Annotated in this window: 15 protein-coding genes; 3 read left to right on the top strand and 12 right to left on the bottom strand. The window is 63.5% G+C overall.

Annotated features, from left to right (window positions below; translation table 11 throughout):
• Positions 1–84: 84 nt before the first annotated feature.
• Complete coding sequence (locus tag IWY39_RS15330; protein WP_107124889.1) at positions 85–1,164, bottom strand: AI-2E family transporter; 1,080 nt, start codon at positions 1,162–1,164, stop codon at positions 85–87.
• A 127-nt stretch (positions 1,165–1,291) separates the two neighbouring features.
• On the opposite strand from IWY39_RS15330, the gene IWY39_RS15325 reads away from it, so the two are divergent.
• The 3 genes from IWY39_RS15325 to IWY39_RS15315 are packed head-to-tail and all read left to right on the top strand — an operon-like array spanning position 1,292 to position 3,933.
• Positions 1,292–2,089, top strand: a complete 798-nt coding sequence (locus IWY39_RS15325; protein ID WP_107124763.1) for a TrmH family RNA methyltransferase — start codon at positions 1,292–1,294, stop codon at positions 2,087–2,089.
• A 23-nt stretch (positions 2,090–2,112) separates the two neighbouring features.
• Complete coding sequence (locus tag IWY39_RS15320) at positions 2,113–3,393, top strand: MFS transporter (RefSeq protein ID WP_107124888.1); 1,281 nt, start codon at positions 2,113–2,115, stop codon at positions 3,391–3,393.
• A gap of 48 nt (positions 3,394–3,441) precedes the next feature.
• The gene (locus IWY39_RS15315; protein ID WP_107124762.1) at positions 3,442–3,933 is read left to right on the top strand and encodes a DUF4402 domain-containing protein; all 492 of its coding nucleotides are present in this window, start codon (positions 3,442–3,444) and stop codon (positions 3,931–3,933) included.
• Between the two features lie 12 nt (positions 3,934–3,945).
• On the opposite strand, the gene IWY39_RS15310 is transcribed toward IWY39_RS15315, so the two are convergent.
• The 11 genes from IWY39_RS15310 to IWY39_RS15260 all read right to left on the bottom strand — a co-directional run bounded on the left by IWY39_RS15310 (position 3,946) and on the right by IWY39_RS15260 (position 12,679).
• Positions 3,946–4,473, bottom strand: a complete 528-nt coding sequence (locus IWY39_RS15310; RefSeq protein WP_107124761.1) for a GNAT family N-acetyltransferase — start codon at positions 4,471–4,473, stop codon at positions 3,946–3,948.
• Between the two features lie 66 nt (positions 4,474–4,539).
• Positions 4,540–7,215 carry a TonB-dependent receptor plug domain-containing protein gene (locus tag IWY39_RS15305; RefSeq protein WP_107124760.1) on the bottom strand — a complete coding sequence of 892 codons (2,676 nt, stop codon included), beginning with the start codon at positions 7,213–7,215 and terminating at the stop codon, positions 4,540–4,542.
• 332 nt (positions 7,216–7,547) lie between these two features.
• Complete coding sequence (gene rplS, locus IWY39_RS15300) at positions 7,548–7,916, bottom strand: 50S ribosomal protein L19 (protein WP_017181068.1); 369 nt, start codon at positions 7,914–7,916, stop codon at positions 7,548–7,550.
• A 6-nt stretch (positions 7,917–7,922) separates the two neighbouring features.
• The gene (gene trmD / locus IWY39_RS15295; RefSeq protein WP_019053976.1) at positions 7,923–8,660 is read right to left on the bottom strand and encodes a tRNA (guanosine(37)-N1)-methyltransferase TrmD; all 738 of its coding nucleotides are present in this window, start codon (positions 8,658–8,660) and stop codon (positions 7,923–7,925) included.
• The gene (locus tag IWY39_RS15290; RefSeq protein ID WP_107124759.1) at positions 8,657–8,929 is read right to left on the bottom strand and encodes a hypothetical protein; all 273 of its coding nucleotides are present in this window, start codon (positions 8,927–8,929) and stop codon (positions 8,657–8,659) included. Before IWY39_RS15290 ends, trmD begins: the two co-directional genes overlap by 4 nt.
• A 56-nt stretch (positions 8,930–8,985) precedes the next feature.
• Positions 8,986–9,360 (bottom strand): type II toxin-antitoxin system VapC family toxin, encoded by a 375-nt coding sequence (locus IWY39_RS15285; RefSeq protein WP_107124758.1) that lies wholly within the window; start codon positions 9,358–9,360, stop codon positions 8,986–8,988.
• Positions 9,357–9,626 (bottom strand): AbrB/MazE/SpoVT family DNA-binding domain-containing protein, encoded by a 270-nt coding sequence (locus IWY39_RS15280; RefSeq protein WP_107124757.1) that lies wholly within the window; start codon positions 9,624–9,626, stop codon positions 9,357–9,359. Before IWY39_RS15280 ends, IWY39_RS15285 begins: the two co-directional genes overlap by 4 nt.
• A 31-nt stretch (positions 9,627–9,657) precedes the next feature.
• Complete coding sequence (gene rimM, locus IWY39_RS15275) at positions 9,658–10,152, bottom strand: ribosome maturation factor RimM (protein ID WP_107124756.1); 495 nt, start codon at positions 10,150–10,152, stop codon at positions 9,658–9,660.
• A gap of 5 nt (positions 10,153–10,157) precedes the next feature.
• On the bottom strand, positions 10,158–10,607 hold the full coding sequence (rpsP, locus tag IWY39_RS15270; RefSeq protein ID WP_017181062.1) for a 30S ribosomal protein S16: 450 nt from the start codon (positions 10,605–10,607) through the stop codon (positions 10,158–10,160).
• A 129-nt stretch (positions 10,608–10,736) separates the two neighbouring features.
• Positions 10,737–12,212: a signal recognition particle protein gene (gene ffh, locus IWY39_RS15265; protein ID WP_017181061.1), complete on the bottom strand. Its 1,476-nt coding sequence runs from the start codon at positions 12,210–12,212 to the stop codon at positions 10,737–10,739.
• A 209-nt stretch (positions 12,213–12,421) separates the two neighbouring features.
• Positions 12,422–12,679 (bottom strand): hypothetical protein, encoded by a 258-nt coding sequence (locus tag IWY39_RS15260; protein ID WP_229380637.1) that lies wholly within the window; start codon positions 12,677–12,679, stop codon positions 12,422–12,424.
• Between the last annotated feature and the right edge of the window lie 70 nt (positions 12,680–12,749).

Raw genomic sequence — 12,749 nt, 5'->3', positions numbered from 1 at the left:
GCTCAGCCGACCGCAGGGAGACACGTCGCTCCGCTCAGTGGATGGCTTCGACAACCGCAGCCCGAACGGATGTAGCCTGCGGCCCTATTGCCCCACTTCGCCTTCCCGCCGCATCTGGGTAAAGATGTTCCACGTCGCGATGAACAATGCCGCGATCACCGGGCCGATGACGATGCCGTTAAAGCCGAACATCTCGATCCCGCCCAGCGTCGAAATCAGCACGACATAGTCAGGGATTCGCGTTTCGCGGCCAACCAGTATCGGGCGCAGCAGATTGTCGACCGATCCGATGATCAGCGCCCCGGCCGCCACCAGCACCGCGCCCTGCCAAATTGCCCCGGTCGCAAACAGATAGAGGGCGACCGGCGCCCACACCAGCGCTGATCCGATGGCGGGCAGTAGCGAAAATGCGCCCATCAGCACGCCCCACAGCAGAGCGCCCTGAATGCCCAGCATCCAGAAGATGACCCCGCCGATAAAGCCCTGCACGATGGCGACCACCAGGCTGCCTTTCACCGTGGCGCGGATCACCACGACGAAACGGTGCAACAGCGCCTCGCGCTGATGCGGGCGCAGGGGCGCAGCATCGGCGAAGCGTTGCGACAGACGTTCCCCGTCGCGCAGCAGGAAGAAGGCGAGATAGAGCATGACGCCCAGCGCAACGATGAAGCTGAACGCCCCCTGCCCGATCAGCAAAGCCTGCCCGGCCAATGTACGGAAACTGCTGGTAATGCCGTTGCTCACGGTGACGCGGGCGGCATCGAAATTGCTGAACCCGATCCGCCGCAACATGCCATGCGCCCATTCCGGCAAGCCGTTCTGCATCTGCGCGAACATGCGCGCAAAATCGATCTTGCCCGACTGGATCTGGGCATAGAAATGCACCGCTTCCTGGATCAGCGCGACCGACAACAGGATGGCGGGGATGATGACGATCGCGATGATCAGCAGCAGCGTCAGCAGCGCCGCGCTGTTGCGATGCCCCGGCATCCGGGCCGCGATCCGCTGGTTTATGGGCCAGAACAGGACCGCGATGATCACGCCCCACAGCACTGCGGCGAAGAAAGGCTCCAGCACAAAGGCAAAGGCTATCGTGACCAGAATGACGAGGCCGAGGAAGAATCCGTCCTCGATGCGGTTGTGGTTGGTATGCGGCGTGGTCATTTCACCCCCGTAAGCAAGATCGGGCGGCAAATCCATGGGGGTGCGCGCAGGTTCCATGCCCCCTGTCCTTTTATGCAATCCGCCGGTAGAGAAGCCGCTTCTTCCGCCAATCGGGAACAGACGCAACGTGGCACGCGAAATCACCGGATTTTCCAACCCGCTGGTGAAGCGCGTCCGATCCCTGCGCGAAAAGAAATTTCGCAAGGCCGAAGGGCTGTTTCTGGCCGAAGGCTTGCGCATCCTGACGGAAGCGCGCGAGGAAGGCGTGCTCCCTGAAATGCTGTTCCATGCCGGGTCCACCCACCCGCTGGCGATCGATCTGATCGCGGCGATGGAGGCGGCCGGCGGTGACGTCATCGAAACGTCCGCCGACATCCTCTCGAAAATCAGCGGCAAGGACAATGCGCAGGCCGTGGTCGGCGTCTATCGCGACCGGCTGACCCCGCTGGACAGGCTGGACCGCAACAGCGCCGACATCTGGATCGTCGCGCAATCGCTGCGCGATCCGGGCAATCTGGGCACGATATTGCGTACCGGCGATGCGGTAGGCGCAGGCGGGCTGATCCTGATCGACGATTGCGTCGACCCCTTCTCGGTCGAATCGGTGCGCGCATCGATGGGCGCGCTGTTCACCCAGTCGATCACCCAGGCGCGCTGGGGCGAATTCATGCACTGGTTGCGGCAGGGGCCGGGCGAACTGATCGGCACCAGCCTGAAAGCCACGCAGGATTATCAGGAACCACGCTATGAAAGCCCGTCCTTCCTGCTCGTCGGCAATGAAGCGCAGGGACTGCCCGAATCCTACGAGGCGGAATGCGATCTGCTGGTCAAGATGCCAATGCTGGGGAAGGCCGACAGCCTGAACGCGGCGGTGGCGACCGCCGTGATGGCCTATGAACTGCTGAACCAGAAAAGAAGGGGTTGAGGATGGCGGGTGCGGGGGCACGGATGAGCGGCATCGGTGAAATGTGGCGGTACAAGCGGGTGCTGACCGCCAGCCTGGTCGGCACGGCGGTCGAGTTTTACGACTTCTACATCTATGCGACCGCCGCCAGCCTGATCTTCCCCTCGCTCTTCTTTCCCTCCTCCTCCCCCACGGCGCAGCTGATGGCGTCCTATGGCAGCCTGGCTCTCGCCTTCTTCGCGCGTCCTGTGGGGGCAGCGGTGTTCGGCCATTATGGCGATCGCGTCGGGCGAAAGGCGACGCTGGTCGCCTCGCTGATGCTGATGGGCGGCTGCACCCTGTTGATCGGCTTCCTGCCGACCTATGCGATGATCGGCTATTGGGCGCCGCTCATCCTGTGCGTGCTGCGCTTTGGTCAGGGCTTCGGGCTGGGTGGCGAATGGGGCGGCGCGGCCCTGCTGGCGGTGGAAAATGCGCCGCCCGGCTGGCGCGCGCGCTTCGGCATGTTCCCGCAACTGGGCGCGCCGGTCGGCTTCATCGCCGCCAACGGCCTGTTCCTGATCCTGGGGGCGCTGCTCAGCGAACAGGATTTCCTGGCCTGGGGCTGGCGCTTGCCGTTTCTGGGCAGCGCGGTGCTGGTGATATTGGGCCTGTGGGTGCGCCTCAAACTCACCGAAACCCCGGAATTTGCCGCTGCGCAAAAGGAAACGCCGCCGCCCGCCGTACCGCTTGCCACCCTCCTTTCCACCCATCTGGGTGCGGCGATCGCCGGCACCTTCGCCTGCGCCGCCTGCTTTGCGGTCTATTATATCGCCACCGCCTTTGCGCTTGGTTACGGCACCACCGCGCTGAAGATCGACCGGGAAATCTTCCTCGCCATCCAGTTGGGGGCCATCCTGTTCATGGCGGCCAGCATCATCCTGGCCGGATGGTGGGCCGACCGCAGCAGCCCCACCACTGCCCTGGCCTGGGGCTGTGTCGGCACGGTCGGGATGGGGCTTGTCTTTGGTCCGCTGATCGGCACCGGCGCGCTGCTGCCCATCTTCGTGGCGCTCAGCCTCGCGCTTTTCATGATGGGCTTCATCTACGGCCCGCTGGGCGCCTATCTGCCTGCCCTCTTCCCGATCCAGTTGCGCTACACCGGCGCGTCCTTCGCCTTCAATCTGGGCGGCATCATCGGCGGCGCGCTGGCCCCGATCGTCGCGACCTGGCTGATCGGGGCGCAGGGCGTTGCGCTCGTCGGCCTCTATATGTCGCTGGCCGCGTTGATCAGCCTGGGCGGCCTGTGGTGGACCAGCCGCGGGCGCAGCCTGCCGGATCACTGACAAACAGCGTTAATTCAGGCTTTACCATGTCGTGGCAAAGCCGGTCGGATGACGACCCGACGCCTGATCCTGGCTGCCAGCATGATGCTGGCACTGGCGACCGCCCCGGTCGCCAGTGCTGCGCCTGCGACCGGCGGGTCCAGCGCGACGATATTGGGCGCACTGCGGATCGAGAAAACGAGCGATCTCAATTTCGGGCAATTGGCGGTGCCCGGCCAGCCGGGCGTCGTACGGATCCGCGCCGACAATAGCCGCGTGTGCAGCAACGGGCTGGTCTGCATGGGCAGCGCCAGCGCGGCGGCCTTTACCCTGAATGGGCGGCCAAATGAGCGGGTGGAAATCAGTCTCGACAAATCGACGGTGAACCTCACCAACGCGGCTGGCAACCGCATATCGGCCAGCCTCAGCCAGTCCCATTCGCACATCCGCCTGAACGGGGGCGAAGCGGTGTTCCAGATTTTCGGCACGCTACAGGTCCGCGCCAATCAGGCGCCCGGCGCCTATCGCGGCAGTTTCAGCGTATTGGTCCAATATGATTGACCGCACGGCCGGTCAGGCAACAGCCTTGCGCATCAGCATCATCGGCACGCCGCTATCTTCGAAAGCGCGCACGTCGACAAAGCCGAAACTGCGATAGAGCGGCGCGCCCGCCAATGTGGCGGACAATTCCAGCGCAGCAAAACCTTCCGCCCGCGCCGCGGCCTGGCAAAGCGAGAGGACGAGCGTGCCCACGCCTTTGCGGACATGGTCGGGGTGGGTGTACATCGCCCGCACCTTCGCCGCCTCCGTCGCCGGATCGAGCAGCCGGTCGTTCCGCCCCGCGCTGTGATTGCCGCCATAGGCTGTCGCGCGACGGCTCCAGCCGCCACAGCCCGCGATCGCATCCCCCTCCTCCACCACGAAATAGGTGCCGTCGGCGATCAGGCGGCTGTCCAGCCCCATGAAGGCATGGCTGGCCCGTACCTGATCCGGCGTCAGGAACGGCCGTTGCAATTCATCGATCGCCCGCCGCATCAACGCGGCAAGCGCGGCTTCGTCGGCCAGCGTGGCAAGGCGGTGGGTGAGAGTGCCAGTCATCATGAGCGCCTCTTGAAACAGCAAAGGCCGGCCCCGCAAGAGGCCCGGCCTTCACCTGTCAGAACCGGATCAGAATTTGAAGCCGACCTTGCCGTACCAGAAGCCACCGTTGAAGCCGAACGGCGAGACGTCAGGATAGATGTCGCCAGTAAAGCGCCCCCCGGTCGATGCATAGACCGGACCCAGCGTCCCTTTGGTGTTGGAATATTTGTCGGGATAATTGCTGAACAGGTTCTGCACCCCGACGCTCAGCGTGAAATTGTCGTTCACCTCATAGCTGGTTTCAAAGTCGAACACGAATTCGCTGCCGAAAGTCTGCGACACCGGACCATCATCCGTCTGGGTATATTTGCCGTACCAGTTCATCCGCGCCAGTACGGACAAGGGGCCGCTGCTCCAGTTTTCGGTCAGGATGAGGCGGGTCTTTGGCAGGGTCTTTTCCAGCTGGGCGACACGGACATCGGACACGATCGTCGGATCGCGCGCGATCACCTTGGTCTTGTTATAGTTGAACGCCAGCGTCGTGTTGAAAATGCCCATGGTTTCGGTCGCAAAGCGATAGCTGCCGACGACATCGACGCCCTGGGTGCGGGTATCGAAGGCGTTGGTCAGGAACTGCACTTCGTTGACGGTCGCATAGTTGGCCAGCCCCAGCGACTGAAGCGTGGGCCGCTGCGCATCGTCGATCACGAACGTGCCCGATGTGCCGATACGGTCCTTCACCTTGATGTTATAATAATCGACCGACAGGGTGAAGCCGGGTGCGGGCGTGAACACGGTGCCGAGCGAGAAGCTGACCGATTCTTCCGGCTTCAGGGGCGTCGCGCCCAGGAACGCGGCGACCGGGCTGGTGACCGGCAGCGTCATCGATTCGATTGCATTGGGATTGCCGGGGTTGAACCCGGTCGCAATGCTGCTGCTGTTGACCTGCCCCGGCGTCGGCGCGCGGAAGCCCGTCGCCACCGTGCCGCGCAGCGCCACGACGTCGGGCACCACGGCATAGCGGGCAGAAAATTTGCCGGTGGTCGAATTGCCGAAGTCGGACAGATGTTCGTAGCGGCCTGCGATGCCGAAAGAGAGCTGATCGGTGACGTCCCCTTCGATGTCGATGTACAATCCCTTGGAATTGCGCGCGCTTTCGCCAGCAATCGCCGGGCCGTAACCGGGAAAGCCATTGGCGCCGACGGGCAGGGCGACCGACAATTGCGTGCCATCCGCGTTCAGCACCGGCGTGCCGTCCTGATGAAACACCAGATTGCCGGTATAAGGCCCGATCGCCCAGGACGGCTGGTCACCCAGGCCCAGTTCATAGGATTCGCGGAAATATTGGCCGCCAAAGGCGATCGTGACTGGGCTGGCGAAACCGACTTCCCAGGGATAGCTGAAGTCCGCGTTGAACAGCGTTTCGCGCTGTTGCAGCTTGCCGAGATAAAATTCGTTCGGCGACGCGATGCCCAGCGACGGGTTCATCGTGCCATTCATCGTATAGCGCAGGGTCGACTGGCCGTAGCTTCCCGAAATATCGTAATTCAGGCCGAAACCGAATGTACCCTTATAGCCGACGGTGCCCGAAATATCGTCGATCTTGCCGAAGAAGATCGGCGTGAAGCCGCCGGGATAGACGCAACTCCAATTCTGGACCAGCGGGTCGGAACAGGTGGCAACCTTGGTATAGTCGCGCGTGGTGACTTCATAATCGTTGGGCGCATAGACGTTGCCGCCCGCCGCGCCCGTCTGAATGCCGGGCAGCATATTGTTGAAGTCGGTGAAATAGTCGTTGAAGATGCCATTCTTGCCGAAACTGTTGCCTTCAATGTCCACGCCCGACGTATTGACCGACTGGCGATAGTTGAAGCTTTCTTCCTGGAAGCTGTGGCCATAATTGCCGAAGAAATAGATGGAGCTTTCGCCCAGATCGAAGCCGCCATTGACGAAGAAGCGATAGGATTCCATCGCCGGGTTGCCGTAGCGCTGCGCCAGCTTGGGCACGCCGATCGTCGGCTGCTCCTGCGCCAGCAGATGCGCGCCTGCGCGGGTCACGCCCCGGCTGGTCTTGCCCGCATTCACATATTCGCCGCTGATGTTGATGAAACCGGCATCGCCCAGCTTGAACCCGCCATTGAGCGCGAGCTGATAATCCTCACCATCGCCACGATAATATTGGCCATAGCGGGCATAGCCCGAAAAACCGTCCGTATCGTCGCGCAGCGTCATGTTGATGACCCCCGCGATCGCGTCGGACCCATATTGCGCCGACGCGCCGTCACGCAGCACTTCGACCGCGCGGATCGCAATCGCGGGCACCTGCGCCAGATCGGCGGAATGCGCGCCCGCCGATTGCGCATTGGCGCTGATCTGGACCAGCGCGGAACGATGCATCCGCTTGCCGTTGATCAGCACCAGCGTCTGGTCGGGGGCAAGGCCGCGCAGGTTGGGCGGCCGGACGAAGGAGGAGCCATCGCCGATCGCGTAGCGCGCGACGGAGAAGGAGGGGACGAGATTCTGGATCACCTGATTCATGTCCGCCGTGCCCTGCTTTTGCAGTTCGACGCCGGAATAGACGTCGATCGGCGTCGGCGATTCCGCGACGGTGCGGTCGGTGCGACGCGTGCCGGTGACGATGATGGTCTGGCCCGGCGCGTCCTCAACAGCGGCCTGCGGCGCGGCGTCCTGCGCCAGAACGGGCATCGAATAGAGCAGCGCAACGGCTATGGCGCCGCGCGAAATCAGTCCCTGATATGTCATCAAAAATGCCCCCTAATTTCTCTTTTGCAGAGGCCTTCTCGACATCCCGTCCCTTTCCCGACTTATTCCACCCAACAAGGTTACAGATCACCGCGCCCGAAACCGCGAGTTTCAGTGCAACATCGTTCAGCAACATTTGGAAACGTTAGGCTGACACAAGTCCACTATGGGCGGAATGGCCCTTTTTTGGGCCTGCGCGAATCCGGTCAGGCTCGTGTCGGGCGGAGACTTCCGCCGCAGGGTCAAATATTTGTAACATATAGAAAAAGGCGGCAGTCCATCGGACCACCGCCTGTTTCTTTTTTACAACTGTCAAGAATTGATTTTTACAATCAACCCTCGGTGCGCACGTCGCGGCGTTCGGCGATGCGCGCGCGCTTGCCGGTGCGGCCGCGCAGATAATAGAGCTTCGCACGACGCACGACGCCGCGGCGGACGACGACGATCGAATCGAGGTTGGGCGAATAGAGCGGGAACACGCGCTCCACGCCTTCGCCGAACGAAATCTTGCGGACGGTAAAGTTGGAGCCCATGCCCTTGTTCGAACGCGCGATGCACACGCCTTCGTAATTCTGGACGCGGCTGCGGTCGCCTTCGACGACCTTCACGCCGACGCGCAGCGTGTCGCCGGGGCGGAAATCGGGAATGTCCTTGGCCAGGGCGGCAATGCTTTCCGCCTCGATCTGCTGGAGGATGTTCATGAAACGTCAGTCCTTCAAGTCGCGTTGCGCGCCAGAGGGCGACTGGACCCGAACGCCGATGTGACGTTCCCAAAGGTCCGGCCGCCGTGACCGTGTATCGACCTCCGCCTGTTGTTTCCGCCAGGCGGCGATCTTCGCATGATCCCCCGATCGCAACACTTGCGGGATCGTGCGCCCCTCCCATTCGACTGGTCGGGTATAGTGCGGATATTCGAGCAGCCCCGTTTCAAAGGACTCCTCCACCCCACTGGAAGCCGCGCCCATTACACCGGGAAGCAGCCGGACGCAAGCATCCAGCAGCATCAGCGCGCCCATTTCTCCGCCCGACAGGATGATGTCGCCCATGCTGACCTGCTCGATCGGCCGGGCGTCGAAGATTCGCTCGTCAAACCCCTCGAATCGCCCGCATAATATCGTCGCGCCGGGACCATCGGCCAGCGCGCGGACACGCGCCTGGGTGATCGGCGCGCCGCGCGGGGTCATGGCGATGACCGGCAGGTCGGGCCGCTGCGCGATCGCATGATCCACCGCGCGCGCTATGATGTCCGCACGCAGCACCATGCCCGCGCCGCCGCCTGCTGGCGTATCATCGACCGTGCGGTGCCTGTCCGTGGCAAAATCGCGGATCTGGATCGGCGCGCAGGACCAGCGCCCTTCCGCCAGCGCCCGCCCCGCCAGCGACACGCCCAACGGCCCCGGAAACATCTCCGGGTAGAGCGTCAATATCTGCGCGGAAAAGCTCATCGCCGGCGCGCACGCAGCCAGGCCGCCGACACCCCGCCCGCCAGGCACAGCGCACCACAGGCCAGCAGCGCCAGTCCGATGGCGCGCAGCAGGTCGGCAAAGGGGCGTTCAGGATGGATCAGGCCGGGCAACAGCACCAGCAGCGGCACGGGGCACACCAGCCCGATCGCCGCCGCCAGCTTCGCGCCCCGCGACCAGCCAAGCCCGAACAGCCGCCAGCCAGCGGCCAGCATCGCAAGGAGATAGAGGGCGGTAAGGATCTGAGCCATGATCGCCGCTTAGGCGATGCGGGCGGCAGCGTCCAGTTCCCGGCGGAAGGGAAGCATCAGCGCGTCCAGTCCTCGATTTGCAGGCCGGCTATATCGGCAAAGTCGGCTGCGTTGCGGGTTACCAGTACGGCGTCCAGCGACAGGGCATGTGCCGCAATCAGACGGTCGAAACTGCCGCGCCGAAAGGGAAGCGCCGCATAAGCCTGCGCAGCCGCCTCGTCGAAGGGAAGAATAGCGATCTCCGCGACAAAGGCCGCCAGTATATCGGGCGGCGGCGGCTTGGCCCGCACCGTCCCATAGGCCAGTTCCGCATAGGTGATGGAAGATATGAAGAGGCTGCCAGCCGCCTGCTCCGCCATCCGGGCAATCAGCGACGGATAGATGCCGGTAAGGACATAGATGCAGCTATTGGTGTCCAGCAGCCGCATCATGCCCCGGACGCATCACGACCCATCAGGTGCCAATCGCGGGGACTGTCATCGAAATCCTCGCGCGACAACGGCTCCAGCCATGGTGCCTTGCCCGCGAATTTGCTGACATCGATCTTGCGCTCGTTCTGAGCTGGCTCGAACGTGAAGCGGCCATGATCCTCGCGCAGGGTCATTTCGGCCCCTTCCTTGAAGCCAAGAGCCTTGGGCAGACGCAAGGCCAGGCTGTTGCCCGACTTGAAAATCTTGGCCTTATACTCTTCGCCCATCGCGGATCTCCGTATATACCTTCAGTATATACTATTCCACGAAAGCCGCGTCAATCACCGCCCGTTCGGTTTCCAGCGTGACGGCGTGCATCGGGGCCATGAAGCGCTTGCCCGCCTTGCCTTCGACCGATGGCCGTTGGACCTCGATAATGTCGCCAGCGCCGAAATTCTCTATCGCGATGATCTCGCCCAGCGCTTCGCCGTCACTCGACAGGCAAGGCAGGCCGATCACGTCGGCATGATAATATTCGCCCTCGGCCAGCGGCGGCAGGGCGGAACGCGGGACGGTCAGCGCCGTGCCACGCATGGCTTCGGCCGCGCTGCGATCGCCGATTTCGGCAAAGCGCGCGACCGCACCGTTGGAACCGGGGCGCACCGACTTCAATGTCAGCCTGCGCCCGCCCGCATCGAAACCGCCATAGCTTTTGAGACTTTCCACCCCGTCGCCAAACAGTTTCAGGCGGACTTCGCCCGCCACCCCATGCGCGCCGATGATCGCGGCGAGAGTGACGGGCTTGTCGGTCAAGAGAATCAGCCCTCGGCCTGTTCGGCAGCGGCTTCTTCAGCAGGCGCTTCTTCGGCGGCAGGCGCTTCGGCAGGTGCCTTGGCGGCTTCCTCGGCGGCGATGCGGGCTTCTTCCGCCTCGGCCAGCTTGGTCGCGCGATCTTCGGCGCGGTCCTTGGCCTTCTGGCCCGGCACGCCCTTGTTCGGGTTGTTGCGCACGATCCGCTCCTTCACGCCAGCGGCGTCGAGGAAACGGGCGACGCGGTCGGTCGGCTGGGCACCGGCGGCAACCCAATGCTTCGCGCGTTCCACGTCCAGAACGACGCGCTTTTCGTCGCCCTTAGGCAGGACGGGGTTATAGCTGCCGATGCGCTCGATGAACTTGCCATCACGCGGCGCGCGGCTGTCGGCCACGACGATGCGATAATAAGGGCGCTTCTTGGAACCACCGCGCGAGAGACGAATGGACGTTGCCATGGAACTTACCTTTCTGACGTAAACTACGAATATACTTGCATTAATCGTCATGCCGGACTTGATCCGGCATCCAGAGCGGCTGGTCATTCCCATCCGACACTGGATTCCGGCATCCGCCGGAATGACGGGCTACTTCTTCATGAAATTCTGAAAGCCGGGCGGCAGCTTGGGCATGTTGCCGCCCAATCCGCCAAGGCCGCCCAGCCCGGACAGATCGGGCGGGCCGCCCTGTCCGCCGTCGGGACCGCCCAATCCGCCCATGCCACCGCCGGTGAACATCTTGGCCAGCCCTTTAAGGCCGCCCATCTTGCGGATCTTCTTCATCGCGCCTTCCATTTCCTGATGCATTTTCAGGAGCCGGTTGACTTCCTGCACCGTGGTGCCGGAGCCTTTGGCGATGCGGATCTTGCGCTTGGCGTTGATGAGCGCCGGGCGTTCCCGCTCCTTGGGCGTCATCGATCCGATCATCGCGTCGAGATGGATCAGCGTCTTGTCGTTCGCGCCACTATTGGCCATCGCCGCCTGCGCTTTTTTAAGGCCAGGGATCATCCCCGCCAGCGCGCCCAGCCCGCCCATGCGGCGCATCTGACTAAGCTGCGCGCGCAGGTCGTTCATGTCGAACTGACCCTTGGCCATTTTCTTGGCCAGCTTGTCGGCTTCGTCCGCATCGATGCTCTCGGCGGCACGCTCGACCAGCGACACGACGTCGCCCATGCCCAATATGCGCTGCGCCACGCGCTGCGGGTGGAATATCTCGATCGCGTCGAGCTTTTCGCCGGTACCGGCAAATTTGATGGGACGGCCGGTGACCGCGCGCATCGACAGCGCCGCACCACCGCGCGCATCGCCATCCATCCGGGTCAGCACTACGCCGGTCAGCGGCACCTGCGCGGTAAAGCTCTGCGCCACATTGACCGCGTCCTGGCCGGTCAGCGAGTCGACCACCAGCAGGATTTCGGCAGGCGTCGCCACATCGGCCACCGCCTTCATCTCGTCCATCAGCGCCTGATCGACATGCAGGCGACCGGCGGTATCGAGCATCACCACGTCGAAGCCCTGAAGCTTGGCCGACTGGAGCGCGCGGCGGGCGATGTCGACCGGCTGCTGCCCGGCGACGATCGGCAGGGTCGCCACATCGCACTGGGTGCCCAGCACCGCCAGCTGTTCCTGCGCGGCCGGGCGCTGGACGTCGAGCGACGCCATCAGCACCTTCTTGCGGTCCTTGTCCTTCAGTCGCTTGGCGATCTTGGCGGTGGAGGTCGTCTTGCCCGACCCCTGCAAACCGACCATCATGATGACGGCGGGCGGGGCCACGTCGATCATCAGGTCCGACGTGTCGGACCCCAGCGTTTCGGTGAGCGTGTCGGACACGATCTTGACGACCATCTGCCCCGGCGTGACCGACCGCAGCACGTCGCTGCCCACTGCCCGCTCGGTCGCCTGATCAACGAACTGGCGCACGACAGGGAGCGCGACGTCGGCTTCCAGCAGCGCGATTCGCACCTCGCGCATCGCGGCGCGAACATCGTCCTCCGTGAGCGCACCACGCCCCCGCAGCTTGTCGAATACCCCACCCAGACGATCGCTCAGCGAATCGAACATCATCACCTCAATTGGCCTAAGGGCCTGAAAATCCGCGCATCCCTGCCAAACGACAAAATCGCCGGTGGGCGAAACCTCGCCAACCAGCGTCCATACAAAGCGCCTGATGCGGACCCGTTTGCCGGGCGCGCGCTCAATGGATATGTCAGGGACCGGACGTCAAACCGCCCGATTGCAATCGGGCCCTTAGCCCAGCCACGCCCGCGATGCAACTATGACCGTGCAAGCGCCTCCGTCAGCGCGATGACGGGCGGCGTCGCGGCCAGGATCGGGACGGCCAACCCCTCGACAGCGATCACCGCCGCGCCGATCCAGCAGGCGGCATGCACCCTGCCCCGGCTGCGCAAATCGTGAACCATGGCGACCAGCACGAACAGCAACTGCCCGCTCATCACCGCCAGTCCACCCCATGCGATCCAGCCGCGATACGCCCCCGTCCATCCATTGCCGCTACTCCCCCATTTCCGCAATTTTACACCTGTCCCACCGCCCTGTCTTGCAAGAAGTCGTCGCGTGCCAGCACAGCTCTTGCGCGGGCCG

This window comes from Sphingobium sp. JAI105 (genome assembly GCF_015752145.1).
In the GTDB taxonomy this organism is placed as follows: domain Bacteria; phylum Pseudomonadota; class Alphaproteobacteria; order Sphingomonadales; family Sphingomonadaceae; genus Sphingobium; species Sphingobium xenophagum.
This window is presented reverse-complemented; position numbering and strand designations above follow the sequence as displayed.